Source organism: Candidatus Pelagibacter sp. (genome assembly GCF_965262185.1).
In the GTDB taxonomy this organism is placed as follows: Bacteria; Pseudomonadota; Alphaproteobacteria; order Pelagibacterales; family Pelagibacteraceae; genus Pelagibacter.
On the sequence record NZ_OZ253498.1, the window covers coordinates 466,105 to 490,497 of the forward strand.

A 24,393-nucleotide genomic window follows, 5' to 3' on the forward strand; every position below is an offset into this window, starting at 1 on the left:
TATAGGATCAATACCCTCAAAAAGACTCTAAATACTCACTAATTTAATAATTTAGTTTTGGTAGTTGACCATTATTTGGGGGAATAGAGGGACAACATATTCCACATTAAGCTACATCAAACTACAGTACTTATGCGGATAATCAAAAATTTACATTAAGTAAATCGCTTAAAGACTCATCTATTTAATAAAAAAACTACATTACAAACTAGATACAAAAAAGATAAATCAAATAACTATTTTTAAAGCAAATTGCTGATCAGATGAATGGTTGACCTCTTAAAGCCTGCAAGAATGTGAAAGCGACCATACCTACGCCTATAGTAGATGCGATGACAACAATAAGTCTTGGTCTTTGGGAGAAACGATCTGCGATAAATCCAATTACAGGGATGATCTGCATCAAGTGCGTCGCGAAGAAGTGAGGCACACGTAGATCACCACCACTACGCACCCAACCGACGATTGGTAGGCCATCGGCATCACTTTGGACTCCACCGACCCAGTGGCCGTATGTTTGCGACATATAACCGGCGACAATTAAAGTTGTGAAAAATCCGAGGATCATGCCTAACAAAATACCTAGTCGTAGACCCTGACGCATCTCACGAACTGGGTAGCGGTAAACCAGCAGACCAATTACTACAGGAATCAGAATCATTATAACAGCTCCAATGCCCATTGCAGCGTACATCAAGGATTCGAACGTAGTCTCGAAGTTCCAGTGCGAGTGACGTCCACGTGCAGCCTGCATAGTAACGTAGGCCAACTCAAAAATCACAGTGAATGTCAGGACCCAGCCCAGGACATAAACCCAAAATTTTCTCCGAACATCGTAATCAATAAAACGTGCAATGAAGGCGATGGTTATCATATGCAGTCCAACCGACGCATAGAACTTCATTGGTTTCAACCAAATATTTATGTCGTTCAGCTGACGTGGATCATAAAGCGAAACCAGGAACGTGACTGGCAAGAACGCGATGATAATTAAACCACCCTGCCAGAGCAAATCCTCCACTCGGGAAGTCACAGAAACCTTTGGTGATAATGTCAGTGTCGTCATTGTCCAGCACCTTTTGTTATCGATTGAGGGATATCTAGTATCAGTTTACGGGCCTTCCATAACATCAGGAACAGGAGCAACCCAAGTGGGCCAAACATGAAAGTTGAGGCTAGGATCGGAGCCTGAACTACTCGTGAAATACCAGCATCATCTGATTGCCGTGAAATCCATGCACCAATGAAAAGGTCGAACGCCAAATAGTGCACCCAACCTGCTAGCAAAATATGATCGTTAGATAATAATTTTGCTACATCCGCTAGGGTATTGTAACCACCTTCAGCGGGACCGAAGTGGCGCAGTATCAAAATCACGTAACCCAACGATAGAACTGCTGGGAAAACATACGCCGGCAAGATCGATAATAACGGCCAACGTCGTGGCCCAAAAATCAAGATCACCCAGCCAATCATCGCAATCAGTCCACTATAGGAGAACCAAGATTCAAGATCATTGGGTAGGAAATTTAGCAAGAAATACAGGACTAAGCCAATTGCCAAAAGTGTTATGATTAGCCAAACGGCGCTAAGATACCAATTTTTCTTCATGACCCAACCTTCTTTTCTTGGTTGAATGTCCTGTTATATAAGTTTTGAGCAAACAAAGGTGTTTCTTCTTCATTGTGTCTTCGCACAAAAAAACCTCCTAATCCTAAAGTTGAAATTATTTTCATAATAAGATTAGGATGTTCTACCAATACTGTATTTTGGAATTTACATTCATTCTCAGAAACTGAAATTAGACGCATTTCCCATGTAACTTTTACAATAACATGTATTAATTTCATTAACCAAAGATCAGAAAATGATACCATCTTGATATAATCAGGTTCTTTAACTTCTGCTACATAGTGTTGAACTAATAAGTTTCCCCCTACACTTTCTACATTGACAGATGTTTGTGTTCCGTCAGTATGAATACTTGATCCAGCACCAATATGCCCTTTGGCAGTAGTCTGATAATCCTTATCTGATAAAGTAAAAACCCAATCATGCAGATTAAATGCTTCCTTGGGTGCTTTAATTGTTGCTTCACATACAGTTTGAAATAATTTTTTGTACTTTTGATTTTTAATCATTGATATTTGAGAAAATCCTTTATCTTTCATTATATTTAAAATCCTGTTATTATGTTTACTAAGATAACATGATTACTATAGGAAAATGTTTACTTTGTAAACATTAATTTTATATGAGCTATCACAAAAAAAATCTGAAAGAAAAACTCGTTGAGGTTGCATGGAATATTTGTGTCGCTGAGTCTTGGGAAAAAGTTAATATGCGAGAAGTGGCTAAGAAAGCTAGAGTTTCAAATACTGCTTTTTATAGACATTTAAAAAACAAAAATGATCTTAAAGCAGAGTTGGTTCGAAGAGGTTTTGAAATAATAAATAATGGCAAGAAAAATTTAACCAATAATTTTTCTGGTTACGGAGCTCATTACATAAGATTTGGATTAAAGTATCCATATATTTACGATTTAATGTTTGGGAATACGGATTTAGATATATCTCTTTATCCCGATATAGAAGCTCTATTTGATGAAGCTTTTGATGGAGTAATTCAAGGAGTTAAAAATTTTATGCCCAATGCATCTGATAAAGATGTTATGATAAAAGCAGTCAATATTTGGGCATCTGTTCATGGATTAGTTGGAATATTGAGGCGTTCTGATTTGCAGGCAAATAAAGATAAACGCCTAAAATGGATTAAGAATAACTTAGAAGAATATTTGAAGATGACTACATTTAAATAATTAAAAAATCTCTATTGATACTGGTTACAATTTATAGGATTTTATAGGATAACTAGATACAAACTACATACAAAAGAGATAAAACAAGGATTGAATTAGTTTGAATAAAGAAAACGCAAGTAAACTCTGGAAAATTATTCAGGAAGCTGGCGATTATTTGGTGCATTAGAGGGATAACCTAATCCACATTAACCCACAACAATCTACAATAGACAAATCATCTTTCGTTAGAGTAAAAAAAATTAACTGATATTGAAGGGAGAAAGATGACAAAAAAACTCGATAACACACTCGAAACAAAAGAGATAAAACAAACTCGAAATAAGCGAGAAGTAATTCCATTTAGAGATAGTGCAATTTCTAAGATCAATCGAAGTAATACAGAATTCTACTCTAAAAGATTTAAGGAATACAAATTTGATGTTCCAAAGGGATCTTCACTTAAAGGATTAATGTTGAGATTTTCTTTCAATACAGAAACTAAATCCTTTGTTGTTGGATATTGGTTCAATAAGAGAAATCAATATTACACTGTTGGAACTTATCCTAATATTAGCTGCAAAGATGTCGAGAAGCTGTGCTTGGATCTTGCAGAAACTCATCAAGATCAGAGAGGAATTTGGATCAAAGATCCTAACAAAACTAGAGCAGACTCTAAAAGATTAGTTGAGAAACCAGACACTGTAATAACTGCAGGAAGAACTATCAACGAAGTTATTGAGGATTATTGTATAGGTGGATTTGAAAAAGATTATAAATTAGGTGCGAGAACTTCTAAATCGTGCCGAACCTGGTTTAGATGTATGGCAGGATATAATCACAGAAATACTTTGGTTGAATGGTATGATGACGACAACGGATCAGCTCAAGTTAAATTTATTTCAAACAAACATTTAAGAGTGATTGCTCCAAAAGATTGGACAGATTTATTTAGAAAATACCCTAGTGGTAAAGGTATTTTAAAAGACAGAGAATATTACAATCGAAGAAAAAAAAGATGGTACACAATAAAAGCTTCTAAAAACAAATCTATTTATGACAGTGATTTAGGCAAAAGCAAAATTGAAGAATTAACCACAGGAGATATTGAACATTGGCTAAGAGACCTTTCTTCCGAAGGTGTTAAAGAGGATTATCTAAAAGTATTTATTACCTTGTGGATCTGGGCTAGAAAAAAAGGTTGGCTTGGTACTAATCCTGGAGAATGTCCGTTTAGCCGTGAGACGGTATACATCAAAAAAGAAAAAAGACAGGAAGATCCATATAAGGATGTTGCTATCGAAGATCCTAAAATTCTGGATATATTTTGGCAATCTTGCGAAGAACTATCAAATCAATTTCCATGGAAAGCAGAGCTCCATCAGTTTATGCTTTTAACTTCACTTAGAAAACCAGAAGCACTGAAATATAAAAAGGAATATATTGATTGGAAAAGAAGAACGCTTAAAATTCCAAAAGGTATTTCAAAAACTAGAAGAAAAGATCAAGAAATTCCTATCACTCCAGAATTGGAAATATTAATCCATAACATTTTTGATATTGGCAATAGACCTGGATTAGAGTTTTATAAAATGAAAGATCACCCTTGGTTATTTGGTACAAGAAAATGGAATAGTGATAAGTATTTCAACAAAGAATTTAAACAATCTCCAAAAGCTCACTTAGGTGGAGATGAGAATTTTATACCTTCATTAAGAGAACTTATGAGACAAAAATCTGGAGATCCGAATTTATTATATGCTCCGAAGATGTTGAGAAAAACTTACATTACCCTATCCCAACAGATCCATGAAGGAAGATCAGATATTACTTCTGCTATGTCCAGACATGAAAATTTAGATGTATTGCACTCACACTATAATAAACCAAACATTGAAACTAAGAGAGGTTGGGCAGAAAAAGTGTCTGGGAATGTATTTAATTTTGTTAAAAGGCGAAGTGCTTAGATAATCCATGAACCCTTCTCATCTACTCTAGAACAATTACTCCTGTAAATGCTCTCTTTCATTTCTAACTATATTGAATCAAATTAAAGAATCTTAGTCAAGAACCAATGTCATTGACGCGTATATGGAGCAAAATTTTAATTTAAAATTTAGTGATAGATTAATTGTATTTAATTTTAACAATTTAATAAAAACTTAAGAAAAATAGAGTATATATAAACTTTAATAATTATTGATAATTTTTTATATACGTAATTTATTGTGACCACATTTATTGAAAAAGTTAATCTTTTTGTTGATGAAGCAGCAAAATTACTAAACATCAAACAAGATCAGTTAGAACATTTAAAAACAATACATTCACTAATTAAAGTCAATGTAAGTGTGGTAATTGAAAATGAAATTAAAAACTTTACGGGTTGGCGTGCTGTGCACTCAGAACATATTTTGCCAAGTAAAGGTGGAATAAAGTACTCACCTTTATCAAATCAAAATGAAACCGAAGCACTTGCTGCGTTAATGACTTACAAGTGCGCTATAGTAGATGTGCCATTTGGTGGATCCAAAGGAGCATTAAGAATTGATCCTAAAAAATACTCAAAGAAACAATTGAAATCTATTACTAAAGCATTTGCGACCAAGTTAATTAATAAAGATTTTATATCACCAGCCCTAAATGTACCTGCACCTGATATTGGTACATCAGCAGAAACCATGGAATGGATTAAAGAAACTTATAAATCATTAAGAACTAGTGATATTAATTATAGAGGGTGTGTTACTGGTAAACCTATTCATGCAGGTGGAATTGAGGGAAGATTAGAGGCAACTGGTCGAGGAATTGAAGAGGTAGTTAGAGAATTTTTTAGAAATCCAAAATTAATCAATCAATTAAAGTTAAATAAACAAATTAAAGATAATAGAATTGTTGTTCAGGGATTTGGTAATGTTGGAAATAATTTATCTCTTGAACTTTACAATAGAGATAATGCAAAAATAATTGCTGTTGGTGAATACAATGGTTATTTATTTAATAAACAAGGTATTGATATCAATAAATTATATAAATTTTTTAAAAAAAATAATCACATCAACAACCCAAAACTTGGTAAATTTATCAATAAACCATCTGAAGTTTTAGAGTTAGATTGCGATATATTAATTCCTGCAGCAATGGCTGACACTATTGATGAAAAAAATATGAATAATATTAAGGCGCCACTAATTATTGAAGCTGCAAATAGCCCAATTACTTATGAGGCAGATAAAAAACTTAATAAAATGGGTAAAATAATATTACCCGATATATTTGTAAATGCTGGAGGTGTGATTGTTTCTTATTTTGAATGGATTAAAAACTTATCTCATATAAGACTGGGTCGGCTAGAAAAAAGATACACAGAAAGTAAATTACTTGAAGTAGTTAGATTAATTGAAAAAATTACAAATACTAAGACAGATGATCAAACTATTAAAAGAATAGTTCAAGGCGCAAATGAACGTGATTTAAGTAATTCAGGTTTGGAAGATGCTATAAGACTTGCTTTTAATGAGATGTTAGAGATTAAAATGAAATTAAATATTTCATTCAGAAAAGCAGCTTATTATTTATCTTTAATGAAACTAATGAAATTCTATAAGAAAAATACATTAGTTAAATAATTAAATTCTACCCCAAAAACTGTAGAGGTATTAAAACTAATATAGGAAAAATGAAATATTAATTTTTGCGCTAGTCATAGCTCAATTTTGAAGTTTTACCATGAAAAACTTTGTAAGATAAAAAAGTATACCCAATTAAAATGGGAAAGACGATCACTACTCCAAATAATATAATCCACAACGATGAAGTGGCTGAAGCAGCTTCTGTGATGAGCATTTGGTTTGGTACAATGTAAGGAAAAAAGCTATAAGACAGTCCTAAAAAACAAAGAATAGATAATAAAATTGTTAAAAAGAAAGGTACCCAGCAATTTTTATCATTGATCATTGGTAGCTTTCTTAGGTATTGGTACATAATTATTATTAACCCAAGTGTTAATAATGGAATGGGCAATAGATAATATAAATTAGGGAATACAAACCATTTTTCAAAAATTCTAGAACTTGCAATAGGTGTTGCAAGTGAGACCAGTCCAATACAAAGCACTGCTCCAATAAGTGAAATTTTTGCCCAACGAACAGATTTTATTTGTAAATTATCCTCAGTTTTCATGATCAGCCAATTTGCTCCAATTAAACAATATCCAATAGCAACCCCAATACTAACAATTAAAGAAAATAAAATAGTCGTTAAAGAAGTATTAAATCCTACAATATAAAACCCCAGCATATACCCTTGAGCAAGAGCGGTTAATAAAGAACCTCCAAAAAAAGCTTGATCCCAAAATTTTTGATATTTTTCTTTTGCTTTACTTCTAAAGTCAAAAGCAATTCCTCTAAAAATTAACCCAATTAGCATTACAAAAACAGGTAAATACAAACTTGATAAAATCACACCATGTGCTTTTGGAAATGCAATTAACAAAATTCCAACCCCTAAAACTAACCAAGTTTCATTTGCATCCCAAAAAGGTCCAATGGAGGCAATCATCTTATTTTTCTCTTCACGGGTTTTAGTAAAGCCAGATAAAATCCCCACTCCTAAATCATAACCATCAAGTAAACCATAAATTAGCATACTTAATCCCATTAAAGATGCAAATAATATGGGTAGGCCTGTAGAACTTTCGATCATAATTGTTTTAATGGAATATCAACAGTAGAAATAGATCGTCTTTGACCTGTTGTTGGATCAAATTCACTTGGATCAAATTCTTTATCTTTAGATTTTCTTGCCATGTAAAATAAAGTAGTTGCAAAAGCAATTATTAGTAAAGTGTAGACAACTAAATAAATGGTTAATGAGATTGCAATATAAGCACTTGGCACTGTTGTAACTGCATCAGCAGTTTTTAAAACTCCTTGTACTAAATAGGGTTGTCGACCAATTTCAGTTGTATACCAACCTGCAATAGTTGCTATCCAACCTGAAAAAGACATTAAAACTAAAACTTTATAAAATAGATTAGGTACTTTTTTATTTCTGAATAAAAAATAACAACCAAGCCAAGACACTAATAACATCATCACGCCTGTTGCAATCATTATCCTAAAAGACCAAAAAATTGGTGCAACCGGTGGATGCTCACCTTCAAATTCATTTAAACCTTTAACTTCTCCATTTAAATCATGAGTAATGATCAAGCTACTCAATTTTGGGATACTAATTTCAAATTTATTCGAACGGGTCTCTTCATCAGGTAGAGCAAATAAAATTAAAGGAATACCTTTTTGAGTTTGCCAATTACCTTCCATGGCTGCAACTTTTTGAGGTTGGTGTTCGTAGGTATTCAATCCATGAAGATCACCCATAAATATTTGAACTGGTATCAATAAAGCTGCAACAATTGTTGATACTTTAATAGCGGTTTTAACCGTTTCAGTTTTATAGCCTTTTAAATAACGGTACGCAGATATACCAGCAATTAAAAAACTAGCCGTCAATCCAGAAGCTAATAGTTTATGTGTTAATCGATACGGCATTGAAGGATTAAATATTACATCCATCCAGCTGGTTACAAACGCTTGTCCATCAATCATTTCAAAACCTGCTGGTGTGTGCATCCAACTATTTAAAACTAAAATCCAAAACGCTGATAAAGTGGTTCCAAATGCAACTAGAAAAGTTGAGAACGTATGTAGCCAAGGTTTTACTTTTCTAAAACCAAATAACATTATGCCTAAAAAACTTGCTTCTAAGAAAAAAGCGGTAAGTACTTCATAGCCTAATAACGGCCCTGCAATATTTCCAACTGTATTCATAAATCCTGGCCAATTCGTGCCAAATTGAAAGGACATGGTAATTCCTGAGACCACCCCAAGAGCAAAACATAGTGCAAAAACTTTTGTCCAGAAAAAATAAATATTCATCCATTTATAATTTCCTGTTTGAGAATATCGGACTTTAAAAAATAAAAGAAACCAAGCTAAAGCAATGGTGATTGACGGAAATAGAATATGAAAGGTTACATTTGCTGCAAACTGTATTCTTGATAAATCAACTACATCCATAATAATTTAAAATAAAAATCTTATAACTAAATAAGGTAATAAGGCAAAAAACACTGTCAAGGTAACATGCAATATGATTCCTTGGTAATGCGCTTTTGCAAAATCTTTGTGGGTAACTTTAAAAAAAGTATGATGAATTTTATAAATCAAACTTTTTGGAGCGCCACCGAAGATGAAAACCCTAAATAATATAAAAGCAAAATTAGCAATGATTAACCAACCTAAAAAACTAGCTAATACCTCTAACTCTAAATTTAACTCGCCCATCTATTAGTTTCCTTTGTTAAATTTACATTATTAAATAATTTAAAATTCGGCAAAGTTGCAACAATATGAATTCGATCTTCTTCACCACCATTAAAAAAATTATGATATTTGGTTGTGTTCGTTAAATAAACACTACCATCTGCTGGCATATGATAAGCTCTATCATCAATAACCATTCTACATCCATAATTTGTAATTATTGGAATATGCAATCTTGGTTCTGGATCTTTATGCCAACTTAATGTGGACCTTGGTTCTTTTTTTAAAACTCTAGTTCGTCCAAGTTTATAAATCTTAGATAATTTATCATAAACATATTTAAAGTATGTATCATTATACTCTGGAACAAATTCATTAAATTGTTCTTCATCAATTGCATCAGCTCTTTCAACTTCTTGACCATTGTTATCAGGTATCGTCCAATACCTTCCCCAAGAATATTTTCCCTCTGTGCTTTGATTGTCACCTTTAATTCTATTTAAGGAGATACTACTGATATTAGTAACTACCCCACCTGCATTATCAAATTCTTTAATCTTTAAAACTTGATTGAAAGCTTGTTTAAGTTTTTCAATATCAAATTTTAGATTAGGAATTTTGATGATATTATTTTGAAAAACCATATGAAGATACTTTATCTTCGTTTTAATATTTTTTCAGGGAGTTTATATGCGACAAACATAAAAATACATCCCAAAACAATTCCTAAAATATCTCCTCTAATCGTAGAAATACCCTCAAACTTTGAACCAGGAATAGTTCCTAAAGTAACTTTTCCTCCAAAAAGGGAGTTCATAACAGTTGAGTCCATTAATTGGTCAAAAACTAACATATAAACAAATGCACCTAACAATCCACCAAGAATAAAAATCATAGCATCTACTCTACCTGAGGCAGCAGCTGCTATTCCTGTGCCTGGACAATAACCTGATATAGCCCAACCAATACCTAATATAATCCCACCTAAGACAACACCAAAATAAGATGCTTTGACAGACATATGTCCAACCTCAACCAGCCCTAACATTTGACCCGCAAACATCAGTGTACTAGCAAATCCAATTGCAAATAAAATTGCTTTCATCAAATAAAGGTTTTCTAATTTAAGCATTGAAATAATGTAATTGGGATTAGAAGCTCTTACTCTATCTAGGGCAAAACCAAAAAGTCCGCCGATTAAAAATGCTAAAAAAATATTCATTTAACTTACTTTCTATTTGTTGATTTAATCATTTAACCCTCTTTGTTATTCGATTTGTTGATTTATTATAAACAATCATTGCAGTAGGAATTGCTGCAAGAAATATTCCAAACGTAAATAAATATGCGGATATTGATGTTTGCATTAATCCGCTCATCATATGTCCAGATGTACATCCTCCTGCTAAACGGGCACCAAATAGAACGACAAACCCAGAAACAAAAGTAACTAAAAATCTTTTGTTTGCAAATTTTCCAAATTTGTCGTTCCAGACCTTAGGAGAGAGTTTTTCACTTTGCCCCACTCCATTTCTTAACTGAGAGGAAATAAAAGCTCCAATTGCAAGTGCTATAACAAACATAAAGCTATAGTTTAAAGGTTGATTAGCTGATTTTGCATATTTAGCACCTGATTTATTTAAATATGAATTTGTACTTTGAATTTTTCCATCATCTGTTTCGGTAATTAATTCAGAATTAATTTTATCACCAATGATTGCATCTAAGATTACAAACTGAGTTGAAACGCCTATGGGTTTAACTAATAAAACTGCAATAAAGAAAACGCTTCCTAAAATAATTCCTGATTTTAACCAATTTAATTTTTCCATGATTAAAGTATTTAATATTCTTATTGTTAAATGCTTTGATCTAGATCAAATATTCAACTTTTTATTAACCATTAATGTGTCTAAATTGACGCAATAATTTTAGTTTTTAAAGAGGTGAAAAAAAAAATTTAGAATACCTATAATTTTAAAAGGTATTGAAAATCATTTAACTTAGAAATTTTTTTTCTAAATTTTTTTAAAATGAAATCAGTAAAATCTTGAAATTTTGAAAATTCAATTTGATTGCATTTTTTTAACTTAGCAATTTTTACCGATTCGTTAAATAACAGCTCAATGATGGGCTTGTTTGAAAAAGGTAGTGAAATATTTAAATTTTCAATCACAAAGTAATTTTTCTTATCATAGGTCTGGATGCTAAAAATAAGAAAGCCGAAATAGTAATCACTATTATTTTTAGCAACAATAATTCCACTGTTATTATTGTCTTGTGAAATGATATTTATATATTTTGTAATCTGATCATTATTCCATTGAGGAAATTCATTATGTAGTAGTGGCATTAAGGTTTGTAAATTTTTAAGATTAAATATTTTTGTTTGTAAATTATATAGATTTGTCTTGGGCTCTTGTGCTAACATTTGATAGAATATATAAAAATTTAAAATTTAAGATTTGATGTAAATCAATTTTTTCTAATTTATGGAAAATAAACTTATACAAAAAAAATTAGACAATATAGAAGTTAGATGTCAAAAATGTAAAGTTCGTTCCTATTCATTTTGCAGATGCTTGAATGAAGATAAATTGGAGTATTTTTCTAAAATATCTACTGAAAAACATTTTATCAATAAAGAAAATATTTTCCTTCAACATGAGGAAGCTTTAAATTTTTATAATATCACTGAAGGTAATGTAAAAATTTATCAATTACTTGATGATGGCCGAATTCAAATAATTGGCTTTTTATATCCTGGGGATTTTTTTGGTACGTCAAATCAAAATAAATATACTTATTCAGCAGAAGCTATAGGAAATTTAAAAGTTTGTGTTTTTAATCAGAAATCATTGGAAAGCTATATAGATGAAAATCCAATTCTAGCAAAAGAACTATTCAACCAAACTTCTTATGAATTAACTTTAGCACAAGATCGAATGATGATTTTAGGAAAACTGAATGCAACAGAAAAAGTAATTAGTTTTCTAAACAATATTTCTAATCAACGAAAACGTATTGGCTGGCCTAATAACCCTATTAGCTTACCCATGACTAGACAAGATATTGCTGATTACCTCGGTCTTACAATAGAGACCATTAGTCGTGAAATGAAAAAATTAAAAGATGAAAAAATTATTAAAATTCTAAGTACAAAACAATTTTATATAAATGATTTTGAAAAACTACATAATTTAAATTAGTAGAATAAGTCTTAAGATTTTAGATGAATTTAACTGTAAAAAGTGGAGAAATTTGATTTGGATCAAGACAATAATTACATAAATCAGTTAACTAATTACTAATGAATATAAAATTTTTTTTTCATGATGACACATCAACATTCACCTACATTGTAAGTGATGCATCTACGAAAAAATGTGCAGTTATAGACCCCGTACTCGATTACAATATTCACTCTGGCAGAACAAAAACAATTTTTGCAGATAAAATTATTGAATACATTAATGACAATAATTTAACAGTTGAATGGTTACTAGAAACTCACGCTCATGCAGATCATATTACGGCAGCTAATTATTTAAAAAATAAAATAGGTGGAAAAACTGGTATTGGTGAAAATATAAAAGAAGTAATAAAATTTTGGGTTCCTGTTTTCAGCACTGAAAGCGACACCCCATTAAATGGATCTCAATTTGATCATCTGTTTAAAGATCAAGAAATAATTAATATTGGAAATCTTGAAGTTAAAATAATTTATACCCCGGGTCACACCCCTGCTTGTGTTAGTTATTTAATTCAAGATTCTATATTTGTAGGTGATACCATCTTTATGCCTCACATGGGTACTGCAAGAACAGATTTTCCAGGTGGAAGTTCCAAAACTTTGTATCAATCTATTCAAAAAATTTATCAGCTTCCAGATGAAACAAAAATATATGTAGGACATGATTATCCACCAGAAGGTCAAAAACCTGAAGCTGTCTCAACAGTTTTAGATCAAAAACAAAAAAATAACATGATTAATCAAGAAGTTTCAGAAAGCGAATACGTGTCGTTGAGAAATAGTAAAAACAAAGGAAAACCTGTTCCTAATTTATTATTGCCTTCTATCCAAGTAAACATTCGTTGTGGGGATTTTGGAAAAAAAGAAAATAATACCAATTATATAAAAATTCCAATCAATAAGATATAAATTTAATCAATATAATTAATTTAAATCTTTCTAATATAAACACACGTAAATTAAAAAATTGAATTCATTTATATCTTTTTTATTAGCAACATTTTTATTACTGGTGGTTCCAGGTCCATCAGTATCAATTATTATTGCTAATACTTTAAGATATAATTTTATCTCAGGTATAAAAACCACTTTGGGTACTGTGACAGGATCTGCATCAATGTTTGTTTTATATGCTTATGGTTTTGATTTCTTAAATAACCAGTTAAATTTATTTTTAATTATTCTTCAGTGGATTGGTATTTTTTATCTATTTTATATTGGCTTTAGCATGTTCAAAAATGCAAAAGATTTAAATATCAAACTACCTAATGTTGAGAAAAAAAACTTTTATATTCAAGGTTTTTTAGTTTTATGGTCCAACCCTAAGATGATTGTGTTCATTGGATCATTTATTCCAGTGTTTTTAGATATGAACCAAGACCCTTTTAATCAGATAATAACATTTGGAATTATATTTTGTATTTTAGGTTTTATCTCTGATGGATTTTATGCAGTGATTGTAAATTTTATGAAAGAAAATTTCTTTAAAAAAGATTTATCATTAATTGGTAGATTATCAGGTATGTGCTTAATGATAGGGTCTTTGTGGTTATTAAGTTTAAGATTTTAAGTAAATTTTAAACTTCTTTTTTGATTTAAATTTTTATCTAAATTTTTGCTTGAGAAATATTCTAAATACCCTTTTTTTAATTTTTTCCATTCTTTATCAATAACTGAGAACCAAGCAGTATCTCTATTTCTTCCTTTAATCACTGCTGCTTGTCTAAACACCCCTTCAAATTTAAAACCTAATCTTAAAGCAGCATTTTTTGATTTTGCATTCCCATTATTACATTTCCATTCATACCTTCTATACTTAAGTGTTTCAAAAACATTCTTCATCATTAAATACATAGTTTCAGTTGCCTCAACTGTTCTCCTTAAAATTGGAGAATAAGTAATATAACCAACTTCTATTGAACCTGCTTTTGGTTGTATTCTTAAATAAGATGCTAACCCACAATATTTTTTATGTCTTTTTGAGTAAATGGCGTAAAAAAAACAATCTGTATTTTTAATATAGTTCTTTAATTGATTGATATTTTTAAAAGGTCCATCTGGCATATATTTCCACAACAAACCTTGTTTATCTAAACTAAACGTTTCAAATAAATCTCTACCGTGCTTTGAAGGATTAGCTGGCTCTAGAATTACAAATTTCCCTTTTAAAAAATTTTTACCTGGAGCTTTAGGAAGTTTAAATTTAATTTTTTTTCCTAACATGTATTATTAATTTTCAATAAAAATTTGATGTAATCTTTACTTCATATCTTGAGATGATAATAGATAAATGTTATTAAAAATTATCTAATACTATCTTTATTATTTATTAATGATTAAATTAAAAAATCCTAACTTACTTAAAAAAACTTCTTTAATTGATAATATTTTTTTAAAATTTGATACAGATAAAAAAAAATTAATTAGTGTTATTAATCCTTCAACTAATTCTCATTTGGAGCACATAAGTTGTGTCACAGAGCCTGATATTAAATTATCAATAAATAGTGCTTCAAATGCTTTTTTAACTTGGTCAAAATTACTTCCGCAAGAAAGAACTAAAATTCTCAAAAAGTGGTTTGATTTGATAATTAAAAATAAAGAAGACCTTGCATTAATTATGACTCACGAACAAGGGAAACCTTTATCAGAGTGTAGAAGTGAAATTGATTATGGTGCATCGTTTGTCGAATTTTATGCTGAACAAGCTAAGAGACCTGATATAAGAAACATTACTTCACATCTTCAAGATGCTGAAGTTGAATTATGGCTTGAACCTATTGGTGTTGCGGCTCTTGTGACACCATGGAACTTTCCTCACGCAATGATTACGAGGAAAGCTTCAGCTGCCCTAGCAATTGGCTGTACAGTTTTGATACATCCTTCACCTGAAACTCCTTTTTCAGCTTTAGCACTTGCAGAGCTTGCAAAACAAGCTGGTTTTCCAAATGGAGTTTTCAATGTTTTGGTAGGAGAGTCTGATAAAATAGTTTCACAATGGCTTGATGATGTAAGAATAAGAGCCTTATCTTTTACAGGTTCAACAGAAATTGGAAAACTTTTATATCAAAAAAGCGCGTCTACTATAAAAAGAGTCTGTCTAGAATTGGGTGGGCACGCACCATTTATTGTCTTTAATGATGCGATTATAGATAAAGCAGTTGAAGAAGCAATTAAAGCAAAATTCTCAACATCTGGACAAGATTGTTTAGGTGCTAATAGATTTTATATTCATGAAGATATATATGAAAATTTCTATTTAAAGTTCAAAGATAAAACAAGTAAACTTAGAGTTGGTAAAGGAATTGACAATCTAGATATAGGCCCCTTGATTAATAAAAAAGCAATAGCTAAACAAAACGAACACATAGAAGATGCTCTTAATAAAGGATCCAAACTAGTTTTGGGGGGCAAGAAAGAGAATTTAAATGATTTATTCTTTAACCCAACTATTTTGATTAATGTTCCTGATAATGCAAAAATTATGAAAGAAGAGACTTTTGGCCCCGTTGCTGCATTTGCAAGTTTTAAAACAGAAGATGAGGTAGTCAGCAAAGCAAACTCTACAGAATACGGTTTGATGGCGTATTTACATACTCAAGACCCTTCTAGAATTTATCGATTAAGTAGAGCTTTAGAATTTGGAATGATAGGAGTGAATAGAACAAAAGTTACTGGTGCACCAATTCCCTTTGGTGGTAGAAAACAATCTGGAATAGGGCGAGAAGGATCCTATGCAGGTCTTGAAGCATTTTCTGAAATAAAATATATTTGTCGCGACTGGTCTTAAGTCACTTTAATAGTATTTATTTAAATAATTCAGCTTAATTAATTTAATGCTCTTTATCCTCGTGGTCTTTTTTATGTTTATGACCTTTTTTCATTTTATATTTGCCATCTGCCATCAATTCTATTTCATAAGTTAGTGGCATTCCATTTGCCATTAGATGGCCGTGGTCATTAGCATTTAAAGTGACTTTAATTTCATTTTCACCTTTTTTTAATAAGTTATTTGAAAGATGAAAGTATGGTGAATACTGACGGTATTTTACATCATTAACATAAATATGAGCGTGTCCTTCATTGCCATTATTTGCTAAATTCACATTTTCAGGAGCAAATTTTAAAATTAGCAGTTTCAATGATTAAATTATATCCGTCTTTAGTATCTTTAATCAATTTAACATCTAAAGTTGGATAAGGAGCATTTGCCTCAATCATTTTATGTTTATGACCGTGATTATCATCGGCAAAAGATATAGTTGAAAATAAAGCAAAAATTATTGTTAAGAATAATTTTTTCATATCTATTTTACACAAAATAAATGTGGCAATAATATTACCAGAGTTTTTTATTTCTAAATGGTCTTACACAATTCGGTTTTGATTTAAATTTATTTATCTTTTTTGATGAGAGTTTATTGATTAACCAACCAATTGGTTGTGACAATTTATAAGGGGCAGGAATAATGGAAACTTTAGTTTTTTTAAATCCAATTTTTGAATAATAACTCGGGTCACCGTAGGTCATTAAAATATCAACTTTATGCTGTTTAAGATATCTTATTCCAAACTTGATTATTTTTTTACCAATACCTTTATTTTGCATTTTATTATCAACAGCAACGGGTGCTAGCAAATAAACTAAACAATCCTCTTTAAAAGATAGTTTTGTTAAAAAGATATAAGCAACAATTTTATTGTTAATTTTTCCTTCAATTCCAATGATATTTCTTTCATCAATTAGTTTTGCCAATTTGAAAGATAGAGTACCAACAACATTCCCTTCTTTTTTACCTTCTGATTTTGTAAATACATTTTTAAAGAAATGTTGAATTGATTTTGCTTTATGAGTTTTAGTTAAAGAAAATTTAATATTTTTCTTAAACAAAAAACTTATCATAAAAAAACCCCCCAGAAATTTCTTTCTGAGGGTTTCTAATTTGTTTAACTCTTGTACTTAGAGTGTTCTGGACTGGAATCGTAGTTACATTCTCATGCACTTTTCAAAGATCACAATTGCTTCAAATTAAAGAATCTTAGTCAAGAACCAATATCATTGACGCGTATATGGAGCAGGAAATTAAGTAAATTAGAAAAAACTCTTTAAACCATCTAAGATATACTGAATTGATAATGCAGCTAAAATTATCCCTATAACTCTAGAAAATATATTAATAATTTTCTCATTTATATACTTTTGAAAATTAATAAATATTCTAAATACTATTAGGCAAATTATCATAACAACAGTAAGAGAAATTAGGTTGATTATAAACGAAGAATAATTCTCTCCAGCACTACTTACTGCTAAAATTACAGATGTAATTGCGGCAGGTCCAGCTAACAATGGCATGGCAATAGGAAAAATGCTTATGCTCTCCCTTTTTTCATTAATAGATTTTTTTCTTCTTTCTGTTCGAATATCAAATAACATTTGAAGAGAGATAATAAATAAAATTATTCCTCCAGCAATTGTGAAAGCATTAAAAGATATTCCAAGGTATTTTAAAAGATAACTGCCAAATATTGCAAAGAATAATAAAACTAAGGTTGCTATAATTACTCCTTCAAATGCTACTCTTATTTTATCATTATTTTTCAAACCTTTTGTAACCACTATAAACAATGGAACAGTTCCTATTGGATCTATAACTACAAAATAAAGAATTAAATACTGAATGAATGTTTCAATCATAAAATATCCTGGTTAATATCATTTAGTGATATGTCAGACAATAATCATTTATCTTTATTTGTTTTTTTATCTAAATCTAGAGTCATGATCAAAGGCTTAATTATGAAAAAAACTATCAAAATATTTAGTACCCTGAATAGTAAATCTGGTTTTATTTATAGCTCGTGATATGACTCCTAAATATGGGCACAAAAAGAGGACAACCAAAAACAAGTTTTTTCGTTCAGCGATCAATCGCTTCTAAGGTTGTTCAATATCTAAGACGAGCAATAAAGTTAAACCATAAATTTACCGTAAGACAAGCATGGTTAAAACTTGCGGAGGTCAATCCAAAAACTTTAAAATTTAAAAAGCTTGGAATGGAAGAATTAATCAACGAACACTATAAGAATAAAGCTAACAAAGATTATTGGGTAAGAAGATTAAAAAATAAAAGTAGTCAAATTCAATTTTATAAAAACCATTTGAAAAAATGGATTGATGAATATTTAGATTTTAAAGAAGAACAACTGCGAAGAAGAACCTCTGGAATAGGCTCCCTTTTAAAATCACCTAAAAGACCTCGGAAACATTAAATAATTTCATAATAAGTACCCCTACGACAATAACTGATTTTCAATGTAAGAAAATCGCAAATGTTAAATTTTAAATTTAAAAAAAAATTAGTTTCGACAAAAGAACTTATCAAAGAAATAGGTTTGAGTTTGTCCTGGTTGGATCTGCAAAAAACTAAGTGGAGGCAAGACGGAAAAGATTGTTGGGACATGGGTTTAAGATTAATTGGAACTAAAGCTTTCTGGGATCCAATCATTTTTACAAAGTGGCTTTACGAACATAAATGCAAAAATAAACCAACTAACAATACAGAGCAAACGGAACAAAAAGCTCTAATCACTTTTGTAAAGGAGAATGTCTCATATGGCGAATAACTTAGACAATGTTGAAAAAAGAATGTCTGCAGGTGGAGAACAAACACCAAAACTTAACATGGAACAATTTATAAAATTAGCAGACAAAGAAAAAATAAAATCAGATGTTGAAAACGAAATAATCAGATTACTTGATGAAAAATTCCAGGATCAAAAGAAAGAAGGAGAAAGCGTTGATAACTAGAAAACATAACAATCCACCAAGAGACATTAAATGGAAATCTGTTTCATTGAATATTTATGTTCACGATGAACTAGAAGAAATAAAAAAACATATCCAGGAACAAAGAGATCTACTTCATCCAGAAATGAAATTACAAAGAGTGACAATTCCTATGACAATCGAAATTTTATCCAACCAATATTACTTAAACAATATCGTATTACCAAAAGCATGGGAGAAATAAAAAATATGAATAAACCTAGATGGCACAATATACAAATTAAATCAGAGAGCTTTGATGAGCTTAAACAGATACAAAAACAAATTCCTATTAGAACTTCAATCCCACAGTTAATTGAATGGCTAATAAAGGTCGGGCAAAACGAAATCAAAAGTGAATTACAAAATGATAAACAAAGAATTTAGATTTATAGATATATTTGAAGGATCAGACCTATTCTACCTGGCAGATCCAAACAACATAACTATCAAAAAAAATGGTGGCGAAAGATGGGGTGTTAAAAAGGAATTTAAACTGCCACTTACCTACTGTTTAGAAGGTCATTTGAGTGGAACCTTGAATAAAGGTGTTGTTCTACCACCAATTAGAAAATCCGATAACAAATGCAAATGGGGTGCAATCGATGTTGATGGAGAAGTTTATAAAGATGAAAAATTAAAAAAAGAACTACTGTCCAGGTTGAGAGAGTTAAATTTACCCCTGGTTCCATGTTTCTCGAAATCAAAAGGTCTACACCTATATATTAAATTCACTGATTGGACAGATGCTCAAAAAGTTATTGATGTATTACACACACTGTTATTCAAATTGAACCTTCCACAAAATACAGAATGTTTTCCAAAGCAGGCAAAAGTATCAGACACAGGAAACGGAATAATGCTTCCTTTTATGAATGGAATTGGAAACGATTATATAAAAGATTTTAACGACGATAGTTTTATCACAGGAACACAACAAGAGTTTTTAAATGCACTAATTGAAAACAAAGTTAATGCAGATGATTTTGAAATAAAATTACCAGAGCAATCGCAGCCGAAAAATGAAAAAAAGAAAGATTGGTTAAGTAAGATCGATGATGATGGACAAACTAAAATTTCAATATTGATGGCAATTAAAAATGGAACAATAGAAGAGCACCCAGATATGGGTGGTAAGTATCACAGTTGGATACAAGTCGTAATAGCAAAAGCCGTCAATCAAGGTTATGGCGATAATGAAATATTACAGTTGATTAAAGAAGTACACGAAGATGGAAGAAGTATTGGCTATGTATGGCCAGAGAGTTATCAGAAACAAATAAATTATACTCGACAAGAGAACCGATTAAATATTCCAAATCCAGGAGACACTAAAATTTTAAAAGGAAAAAGTTTGGAGCAAGGGTTCACAATGGAGAAAATTCTAAAATCATATTGTTATGTCATGGCCAATGATATGTTTAATAAGCTTGGATCGAGTGAATTCTACCAGGATAGACAAATAAATAATTTCCATAAACATGAAGTATTCTTGGACAAAGGAACACTGACAGGAAACCTTTTAGCAAATAAAAAATTTGCAAGAGCTGAAACTTTTATAACTTCTGCAAAGTATAAACCTGGATTAATTCATATTGATAGACCTGGAATAATACCACTTGTATCAAAGGGAACAGTTTTAAATATCTATGTCCCACACTACCTGGAACCAAAAAAGGGAGATATCCAATTCATTATTGATTTTTATGTTTGGTTATTAGGCAGAGACAAATGGAACATGATCGAAAAATGGATAGCGTTCAATATTCAAAATCCAGGTGTAAAGATGAAATGGGCTGTGGTGCTTGTTTCAGAAATAGAAGGTGCAGGAAAAGGATTATTGGCTAGAATAATTTCAAGAATACTTGGATTTGAAAATGTAAATGAGAACGCCAACTACAAACATTTAACCAATACACACAACACTCTATTAATTGGAACCCAGGTATTAGTTTTAAATGAAGTATCACTCGGAGATTTTAAATCAAAAGCTGAAGGGTCAAACTCGCTAAAAAATTTTGTGGCAGATGATTTTTATTCCTGCAACTTCAAAAACAAACCAATGGTAAAGCTACCAAACCTCACTAACTTTTTATTATTCTCAAATGATCCAAGAGTATTGTCATTGAACAACGGAGCTCGAAGATACTATTTCTGCAATATCAAAAAGACAGAAAAAGAATTGATCCAAAAAGAAGAAGATGGATCATTTGAAAAGATCTGGGATTTTGTTGATAGTGACGACGGAGCTTCTGCATTAATTCATTATTTTAAAAATGAAGTTAAGATCGATAATCCAAAAATATTTTTAGGAAGAGCTCCACAAACAGATGACTTGAAAGAGTTAATTGAACAGAGCAAACATCCTGTTATTAAAAAACTAGAATATGATTTAACTAGACCAGATATAAATCACAGACGGATCTTCAACGGAAATTGGTCTGGCCTTGCAACATTTAATTGGTTGAATGATCAACTAAGTACAAAAACATTGAAAACTGAAATTACAGGAGAAAGAGAAACCTTTGATTGGGGTTCTTATGGCGATGACGCTCTTTATAAATTTTTATCAACAAACTCTAAACCATGGAACAATGGAGATAAAACCAGGCAGATCGAAATAAATGGAGCTAGACAAAGATTATATAACCTTGATGATAGCATGTGTCCTATTCCTGGCAAAAGCTATAGAGATCTCACTCCAAAACAAATTGAAACAATCCACCTAAACTACAACAAAGTCAAAATAACTATTGATGAAGAAAAACTAAAATATCAGGAAGCTCTAATCCAAGAACCAAAAAAAGTTATTGAGCTCAAAGAATTAATAAAAAAATTATTTAGTATGCAGGACAGTTTATTTAAAGAATTTAAAGGCAGAGACCCAAAAGAAGTTTTCGACAATGTATTATCTGGTAAAGAAGAACTGTCACACAACAATCAATTCGTAGTCAAAAGCCTGTTGGATTACAGAAAAAGAATAAGCAGAGGAGTAAGAACTCCAGAAAAAATTATAGAGGATATTAGAAACAATGAAGAATGATATTTGCTATTATAAAAATTGTGATCTAATTCCAAAGCAGGAAGAGATTGAAACCTGGTTGGAAGATTACATTAATATGGGCGTTGAAGCTCTCCAAAGAAAATACCCACACCACCACAAGGATTGCTTACAAAGAATATTCGCTGAACAATTAAAGATCCATCACCATGAACTATTGGGAGAGTTGATCGCAAAAAATCTAATAGGAGAAATTGAAGATGAACAACGACAGTAGAAAAGCAAAAGGTAGATACCTTCAAAATATTGTTAAGGATAAAATAATAAAACTATTCAATCTAAATTCAGAAGATATTAGAACGAGCAACACAGGAGAAAATGGAGAGGATATTAAACTTTTAACACTTACAGCAAAAAGAGTGTTTCCATATTCTACAGAATGTAAAAACTCCGAAATGCACAAAGGTTTATATACAAACTTCAAACAAGCTAAGAGGCACAATCACAGAGAGCCGTTGTTAGTGGTTAAGAAAAACAGAGAGCCTGCCCTTGCAATCATTAGCTTGGATCACTTCTTTGAGCTCTTGAGAAAGATGATTAACTCACTAAACTCAATTCACTCATGCACTTAGACGATCTCCACCAACACTGCCATGATTATTATTCTGCTAAAGGGGTGAGTTGGTTGAGTTGGTTGAGCACCTACTTTAGCTTTTAATTTCATTGTGATAAAATGTTGATAGCGTGCAAAAACACTGACCACCCATTATCCGTTGCAAGGTCATTTGTTGCGTTGAATTTATTACATATGAAAAAACAAAGTTTAAATCCTTTTGATCTTAACCGTACAGAATACGCAGAATTATTGAATATTTCTCCGAACGCCGTAAGAATGAGAATGAGACACGGCAAATTAGAAGGTCAATACGAATTCAGAAATGGACAATATTTTTTTAAGGCACCAGAGGCAGTGCGTGAAAACATAGGTTTGAACCATGGTCAAAAGACCACCTTAAAGAAGATCTATAGAAGAGGAAATCACTATAAAGCCAATTATCCTAACGAAGCATTTAGAAAACATAATGAAGCTAAAATGTTAGCAAAGCTCAAACACAATGTAGATCAAGAAGTCCAAGAGCTGTTGCCTGAAGCCATAGAAATTGCAAAAAATAAAAAAAGGGAAAGAATTCAAGAAGTCCAAAGATCCGTGATCAATCAGCCAAGAAGAACTTCTCCATATGTCACTTTGTTTAATGAGAGTAATCCTGGTTATGGATCATATCAATACCACTCTGCTAACGCTCATATGTTAGAACCAAATAAATTTAGAAACACTCCAAGAGAAAAACCTAAACCGAAAAAAGGGCCATATGAGATTTGATCCTATGGTTCCTGTTTCATTTTTTGTAGTCCCTTGTCACTCGCTTTTCGTTGCACGCTGAATGACCAACTGTTCAAGAACCACTGATATGTTATATTTAATTCATCATTAGTAATAACACTTTGGCCTCTCGATTTATTGCCCATAGGTCGAGAGGTTTTTTTTTTGAAAAAAAATTTTGCAAAATTTTTTCAGAATTATTTTTAAAACTTCAAAAAGTTTTCCAGGTCTATAAATGTCGAGATCTTAGTATTTAGGATTGATATTGGGACTCCTAGATACACAAAAAGGGTGTGCCCCTTAATTAGAACTTCAAAAAACCAATTTCAACGGGGCCCGATATTGATGGGCCAGAGCGAACGAGACAACAGTCGAGTGAGCTCATACTAGAACAAAAACCGAAGATAGGATTATTTTTCCACAAGGCCATTATCCAGGAAAATGGCTTATTTTGACTCCCAAACTCGAAGCATTGATTTAAAGAAAATCTTAATGAAATAAATATAAATAAAGTATAAACTCGAAACATACTCGAAACAAAAGAGATAAAACAAAGATTGAGTAGGTATGTCGCCAGAAAACTCTCGCAAACTCTGGAAAATTATTCAGGAAGCTGGCGATTATTTGGTGGGGCAATTACCTGAACATCCTAATCACCCTAAAGGAAGAAACCCCTATGCTCATGTTGCAATTTGTGTGAAAAGCAAGTTCAATGCAAGTTACAAAGACATTCCTGATGAACAATTTGATGAAGTTATAAAGTATATTGAGTTTTTAAAAGAAAATCCAAATTAATTGATTTACAA

At 31.2% G+C, this 24,393-nt stretch carries 32 protein-coding genes; 17 read left to right on the plus strand and 15 right to left on the minus strand.

Features of this window, described 5'->3' with window-relative positions; genetic code table 11:
• Positions 1-259: 259 nt before the first annotated feature.
• The 3 genes from ACQY31_RS02670 to ACQY31_RS02680 are packed head-to-tail and all read right to left on the minus strand — an operon-like array spanning position 260 to position 2,171.
• Positions 260-1,066 (minus strand): hypothetical protein, encoded by an 807-nt coding sequence (locus ACQY31_RS02670; protein WP_428080594.1) that lies wholly within the window; start codon positions 1,064-1,066, stop codon positions 260-262.
• Positions 1,063-1,611 (minus strand): ABA4-like family protein, encoded by a 549-nt coding sequence (locus ACQY31_RS02675; RefSeq protein WP_428080596.1) that lies wholly within the window; start codon positions 1,609-1,611, stop codon positions 1,063-1,065. Before ACQY31_RS02675 ends, ACQY31_RS02670 begins: the two co-directional genes overlap by 4 nt.
• Positions 1,608-2,171 (minus strand): hypothetical protein, encoded by a 564-nt coding sequence (locus ACQY31_RS02680; RefSeq protein WP_428080598.1) that lies wholly within the window; start codon positions 2,169-2,171, stop codon positions 1,608-1,610. Before ACQY31_RS02680 ends, ACQY31_RS02675 begins: the two co-directional genes overlap by 4 nt.
• Positions 2,172-2,254: 83 nt before the next feature.
• Between ACQY31_RS02680 and ACQY31_RS02685 the strand changes: the two genes are divergently transcribed.
• From ACQY31_RS02685 to ACQY31_RS02695, 3 genes are all read left to right on the plus strand, one after another.
• A complete protein-coding gene (locus ACQY31_RS02685) occupies positions 2,255-2,818 on the plus strand; it encodes a TetR/AcrR family transcriptional regulator (RefSeq protein WP_428080600.1) in 564 nt (187 codons plus the stop codon).
• Positions 2,819-3,084: 266 nt separating this feature from the next.
• Positions 3,085-4,764 carry a hypothetical protein gene (locus ACQY31_RS02690; RefSeq protein WP_428080602.1) on the plus strand — a complete coding sequence of 560 codons (1,680 nt, stop codon included), beginning with the start codon at positions 3,085-3,087 and terminating at the stop codon, positions 4,762-4,764.
• Positions 4,765-5,025: 261 nt separating this feature from the next.
• Positions 5,026-6,426, plus strand: coding sequence for a Glu/Leu/Phe/Val family dehydrogenase (locus ACQY31_RS02695; RefSeq protein ID WP_428080603.1), 1,401 nt, complete (start codon positions 5,026-5,028; stop codon positions 6,424-6,426).
• Between the two features lie 70 nt (positions 6,427-6,496).
• Here ACQY31_RS02695 and ACQY31_RS02700 read toward each other — a convergent pair whose 3' ends face one another.
• From ACQY31_RS02700 to ACQY31_RS02730, 7 genes are all read right to left on the minus strand, one after another.
• A complete protein-coding gene (locus ACQY31_RS02700; protein WP_428080605.1) occupies positions 6,497-7,501 on the minus strand; it encodes a cytochrome d ubiquinol oxidase subunit II in 1,005 nt (334 codons plus the stop codon).
• Positions 7,498-8,880: a cytochrome ubiquinol oxidase subunit I gene (locus ACQY31_RS02705; protein WP_428081238.1), complete on the minus strand. Its 1,383-nt coding sequence runs from the start codon at positions 8,878-8,880 to the stop codon at positions 7,498-7,500. Before ACQY31_RS02705 ends, ACQY31_RS02700 begins: the two co-directional genes overlap by 4 nt.
• A 3-nt stretch (positions 8,881-8,883) precedes the next feature.
• Positions 8,884-9,144, minus strand: a complete 261-nt coding sequence (locus ACQY31_RS02710) for a DUF6868 family protein (RefSeq protein WP_428080607.1) — start codon at positions 9,142-9,144, stop codon at positions 8,884-8,886.
• Positions 9,132-9,767, minus strand: coding sequence for an aspartyl/asparaginyl beta-hydroxylase domain-containing protein (locus ACQY31_RS02715; protein ID WP_428080609.1), 636 nt, complete (start codon positions 9,765-9,767; stop codon positions 9,132-9,134). Before ACQY31_RS02715 ends, ACQY31_RS02710 begins: the two co-directional genes overlap by 13 nt.
• Before the next feature lie 11 nt (positions 9,768-9,778).
• A complete protein-coding gene (locus ACQY31_RS02720) occupies positions 9,779-10,345 on the minus strand; it encodes a DUF6691 family protein (protein WP_428080611.1) in 567 nt (188 codons plus the stop codon).
• A 28-nt stretch (positions 10,346-10,373) separates the two neighbouring features.
• Positions 10,374-10,955 carry a YeeE/YedE thiosulfate transporter family protein gene (locus ACQY31_RS02725; RefSeq protein ID WP_428080613.1) on the minus strand — a complete coding sequence of 194 codons (582 nt, stop codon included), beginning with the start codon at positions 10,953-10,955 and terminating at the stop codon, positions 10,374-10,376.
• Positions 10,956-11,092: 137 nt separating this feature from the next.
• The gene (locus ACQY31_RS02730) at positions 11,093-11,476 is read right to left on the minus strand and encodes a hypothetical protein (RefSeq protein WP_428080615.1); all 384 of its coding nucleotides are present in this window, start codon (positions 11,474-11,476) and stop codon (positions 11,093-11,095) included.
• Positions 11,477-11,615: 139 nt separating this feature from the next.
• On the opposite strand from ACQY31_RS02730, the gene ACQY31_RS02735 reads away from it, so the two are divergent.
• The 3 genes from ACQY31_RS02735 (at position 11,616) to ACQY31_RS02745 (ending at position 13,946) form a co-directional block, all read left to right on the plus strand.
• Positions 11,616-12,332, plus strand: coding sequence for a Crp/Fnr family transcriptional regulator (locus tag ACQY31_RS02735; protein ID WP_428080617.1), 717 nt, complete (start codon positions 11,616-11,618; stop codon positions 12,330-12,332).
• A 101-nt stretch (positions 12,333-12,433) separates the two neighbouring features.
• Positions 12,434-13,285, plus strand: a complete 852-nt coding sequence (locus tag ACQY31_RS02740; RefSeq protein WP_428080619.1) for an MBL fold metallo-hydrolase — start codon at positions 12,434-12,436, stop codon at positions 13,283-13,285.
• 58 nt (positions 13,286-13,343) lie between these two features.
• Positions 13,344-13,946, plus strand: a complete 603-nt coding sequence (locus tag ACQY31_RS02745) for a LysE family translocator (RefSeq protein ID WP_428080621.1) — start codon at positions 13,344-13,346, stop codon at positions 13,944-13,946.
• Here the strand turns inward: ACQY31_RS02745 and ACQY31_RS02750 are convergent.
• Positions 13,943-14,599 (minus strand): GNAT family N-acetyltransferase, encoded by a 657-nt coding sequence (locus ACQY31_RS02750; RefSeq protein ID WP_428080623.1) that lies wholly within the window; start codon positions 14,597-14,599, stop codon positions 13,943-13,945. The two genes, ACQY31_RS02745 and ACQY31_RS02750, sit on opposite strands and share 4 nt — an antisense overlap.
• Positions 14,600-14,708: 109 nt before the next feature.
• Between ACQY31_RS02750 and ACQY31_RS02755 the strand changes: the two genes are divergently transcribed.
• Complete coding sequence (locus tag ACQY31_RS02755; RefSeq protein ID WP_428080625.1) at positions 14,709-16,166, plus strand: NAD-dependent succinate-semialdehyde dehydrogenase; 1,458 nt, start codon at positions 14,709-14,711, stop codon at positions 16,164-16,166.
• A 43-nt stretch (positions 16,167-16,209) separates the two neighbouring features.
• On the opposite strand, the gene ACQY31_RS02760 is transcribed toward ACQY31_RS02755, so the two are convergent.
• The 4 genes from ACQY31_RS02760 to ACQY31_RS02775 all read right to left on the minus strand — a co-directional run bounded on the left by ACQY31_RS02760 (position 16,210) and on the right by ACQY31_RS02775 (position 18,074).
• Entirely contained in the window at positions 16,210-16,482 is a 273-nt protein-coding gene (locus ACQY31_RS02760) for a hypothetical protein (RefSeq protein WP_428080627.1), read from the minus strand.
• Positions 16,483-16,486: 4 nt separating this feature from the next.
• Positions 16,487-16,681 (minus strand): hypothetical protein, encoded by a 195-nt coding sequence (locus ACQY31_RS02765; RefSeq protein WP_428080629.1) that lies wholly within the window; start codon positions 16,679-16,681, stop codon positions 16,487-16,489.
• 34 nt (positions 16,682-16,715) lie between these two features.
• The gene (locus tag ACQY31_RS02770; RefSeq protein WP_428080630.1) at positions 16,716-17,279 is read right to left on the minus strand and encodes a GNAT family N-acetyltransferase; all 564 of its coding nucleotides are present in this window, start codon (positions 17,277-17,279) and stop codon (positions 16,716-16,718) included.
• 189 nt (positions 17,280-17,468) lie between these two features.
• On the minus strand, positions 17,469-18,074 hold the full coding sequence (locus tag ACQY31_RS02775; protein WP_428080631.1) for a MarC family protein: 606 nt from the start codon (positions 18,072-18,074) through the stop codon (positions 17,469-17,471).
• Between the two features lie 182 nt (positions 18,075-18,256).
• Between ACQY31_RS02775 and ACQY31_RS02780 the strand changes: the two genes are divergently transcribed.
• From ACQY31_RS02780 to ACQY31_RS02825, 10 genes are all read left to right on the plus strand, one after another.
• Positions 18,257-18,649, plus strand: coding sequence for a hypothetical protein (locus ACQY31_RS02780; protein WP_428080633.1), 393 nt, complete (start codon positions 18,257-18,259; stop codon positions 18,647-18,649).
• 60 nt (positions 18,650-18,709) lie between these two features.
• A complete protein-coding gene (locus ACQY31_RS02785; protein ID WP_428080635.1) occupies positions 18,710-19,003 on the plus strand; it encodes a hypothetical protein in 294 nt (97 codons plus the stop codon).
• Entirely contained in the window at positions 18,993-19,187 is a 195-nt protein-coding gene (locus ACQY31_RS02790; RefSeq protein ID WP_428080637.1) for a hypothetical protein, read from the plus strand. Before ACQY31_RS02785 ends, ACQY31_RS02790 begins: the two co-directional genes overlap by 11 nt.
• Entirely contained in the window at positions 19,177-19,410 is a 234-nt protein-coding gene (locus ACQY31_RS02795) for a hypothetical protein (RefSeq protein ID WP_428080639.1), read from the plus strand. Before ACQY31_RS02790 ends, ACQY31_RS02795 begins: the two co-directional genes overlap by 11 nt.
• 5 nt (positions 19,411-19,415) lie before the next feature.
• A complete protein-coding gene (locus ACQY31_RS02800; protein ID WP_428080640.1) occupies positions 19,416-19,592 on the plus strand; it encodes a hypothetical protein in 177 nt (58 codons plus the stop codon).
• A complete protein-coding gene (locus ACQY31_RS02805) occupies positions 19,573-22,248 on the plus strand; it encodes a primase-helicase family protein (protein WP_428080642.1) in 2,676 nt (891 codons plus the stop codon). The genes ACQY31_RS02800 and ACQY31_RS02805 overlap by 20 nt, the downstream gene beginning before the upstream one ends.
• Positions 22,238-22,483 (plus strand): hypothetical protein, encoded by a 246-nt coding sequence (locus ACQY31_RS02810; RefSeq protein WP_428080644.1) that lies wholly within the window; start codon positions 22,238-22,240, stop codon positions 22,481-22,483. The genes ACQY31_RS02805 and ACQY31_RS02810 overlap by 11 nt, the downstream gene beginning before the upstream one ends.
• Positions 22,467-22,838, plus strand: a complete 372-nt coding sequence (locus tag ACQY31_RS02815) for a hypothetical protein (protein WP_428080646.1) — start codon at positions 22,467-22,469, stop codon at positions 22,836-22,838. The genes ACQY31_RS02810 and ACQY31_RS02815 overlap by 17 nt, the downstream gene beginning before the upstream one ends.
• A gap of 176 nt (positions 22,839-23,014) precedes the next feature.
• Positions 23,015-23,587 carry a hypothetical protein gene (locus ACQY31_RS02820; RefSeq protein WP_428080648.1) on the plus strand — a complete coding sequence of 191 codons (573 nt, stop codon included), beginning with the start codon at positions 23,015-23,017 and terminating at the stop codon, positions 23,585-23,587.
• A 567-nt stretch (positions 23,588-24,154) separates the two neighbouring features.
• Entirely contained in the window at positions 24,155-24,382 is a 228-nt protein-coding gene (locus tag ACQY31_RS02825; protein ID WP_428080650.1) for a hypothetical protein, read from the plus strand.
• Positions 24,383-24,393: the final 11 nt, after the last annotated feature.

Excerpts from the sequence above, each read along its gene's own strand:
- ACQY31_RS02670 (WP_428080594.1), bottom strand. The coding sequence starts at position 1,066 with ATGACGACACTGACATTATCACCAAAGGTTTCTGTGACTTCCCGAGTG.
- ACQY31_RS02675 (WP_428080596.1), bottom strand. The coding sequence starts at position 1,611 with ATGAAGAAAAATTGGTATCTTAGCGCCGTTTGGCTAATCATAACACTT.
- ACQY31_RS02680 (WP_428080598.1), bottom strand. The coding sequence starts at position 2,171 with ATGAAAGATAAAGGATTTTCTCAAATATCAATGATTAAAAATCAAAAG.
- ACQY31_RS02685 (WP_428080600.1), top strand. The coding sequence starts at position 2,255 with ATGAGCTATCACAAAAAAAATCTGAAAGAAAAACTCGTTGAGGTTGCA.
- ACQY31_RS02690 (WP_428080602.1), top strand. The coding sequence starts at position 3,085 with ATGACAAAAAAACTCGATAACACACTCGAAACAAAAGAGATAAAACAA.
- ACQY31_RS02700 (WP_428080605.1), bottom strand. The coding sequence starts at position 7,501 with ATGATCGAAAGTTCTACAGGCCTACCCATATTATTTGCATCTTTAATG.
- ACQY31_RS02710 (WP_428080607.1), bottom strand. The coding sequence starts at position 9,144 with ATGGGCGAGTTAAATTTAGAGTTAGAGGTATTAGCTAGTTTTTTAGGT.
- ACQY31_RS02715 (WP_428080609.1), bottom strand. The coding sequence starts at position 9,767 with ATGGTTTTTCAAAATAATATCATCAAAATTCCTAATCTAAAATTTGAT.
- ACQY31_RS02720 (WP_428080611.1), bottom strand. The coding sequence starts at position 10,345 with ATGAATATTTTTTTAGCATTTTTAATCGGCGGACTTTTTGGTTTTGCC.
- ACQY31_RS02725 (WP_428080613.1), bottom strand. The coding sequence starts at position 10,955 with ATGGAAAAATTAAATTGGTTAAAATCAGGAATTATTTTAGGAAGCGTT.
- ACQY31_RS02730 (WP_428080615.1), bottom strand. The coding sequence starts at position 11,476 with ATGCCACTACTACATAATGAATTTCCTCAATGGAATAATGATCAGATT.
- ACQY31_RS02735 (WP_428080617.1), top strand. The coding sequence starts at position 11,616 with ATGGAAAATAAACTTATACAAAAAAAATTAGACAATATAGAAGTTAGA.
- ACQY31_RS02740 (WP_428080619.1), top strand. The coding sequence starts at position 12,434 with ATGAATATAAAATTTTTTTTTCATGATGACACATCAACATTCACCTAC.
- ACQY31_RS02750 (WP_428080623.1), bottom strand. The coding sequence starts at position 14,599 with ATGTTAGGAAAAAAAATTAAATTTAAACTTCCTAAAGCTCCAGGTAAA.
- ACQY31_RS02755 (WP_428080625.1), top strand. The coding sequence starts at position 14,709 with ATGATTAAATTAAAAAATCCTAACTTACTTAAAAAAACTTCTTTAATT.
- ACQY31_RS02765 (WP_428080629.1), bottom strand. The coding sequence starts at position 16,681 with ATGAAAAAATTATTCTTAACAATAATTTTTGCTTTATTTTCAACTATA.
- ACQY31_RS02770 (WP_428080630.1), bottom strand. The coding sequence starts at position 17,279 with ATGATAAGTTTTTTGTTTAAGAAAAATATTAAATTTTCTTTAACTAAA.
- ACQY31_RS02775 (WP_428080631.1), bottom strand. The coding sequence starts at position 18,074 with ATGATTGAAACATTCATTCAGTATTTAATTCTTTATTTTGTAGTTATA.
- ACQY31_RS02780 (WP_428080633.1), top strand. The coding sequence starts at position 18,257 with ATGGGCACAAAAAGAGGACAACCAAAAACAAGTTTTTTCGTTCAGCGA.
- ACQY31_RS02785 (WP_428080635.1), top strand. The coding sequence starts at position 18,710 with ATGTTAAATTTTAAATTTAAAAAAAAATTAGTTTCGACAAAAGAACTT.
- ACQY31_RS02790 (WP_428080637.1), top strand. The coding sequence starts at position 18,993 with ATGGCGAATAACTTAGACAATGTTGAAAAAAGAATGTCTGCAGGTGGA.
- ACQY31_RS02800 (WP_428080640.1), top strand. The coding sequence starts at position 19,416 with ATGAATAAACCTAGATGGCACAATATACAAATTAAATCAGAGAGCTTT.
- ACQY31_RS02805 (WP_428080642.1), top strand. The coding sequence starts at position 19,573 with ATGATAAACAAAGAATTTAGATTTATAGATATATTTGAAGGATCAGAC.
- ACQY31_RS02810 (WP_428080644.1), top strand. The coding sequence starts at position 22,238 with ATGAAGAATGATATTTGCTATTATAAAAATTGTGATCTAATTCCAAAG.
- ACQY31_RS02815 (WP_428080646.1), top strand. The coding sequence starts at position 22,467 with ATGAACAACGACAGTAGAAAAGCAAAAGGTAGATACCTTCAAAATATT.
- ACQY31_RS02820 (WP_428080648.1), top strand. The coding sequence starts at position 23,015 with ATGAAAAAACAAAGTTTAAATCCTTTTGATCTTAACCGTACAGAATAC.
- ACQY31_RS02825 (WP_428080650.1), top strand. The coding sequence starts at position 24,155 with ATGTCGCCAGAAAACTCTCGCAAACTCTGGAAAATTATTCAGGAAGCT.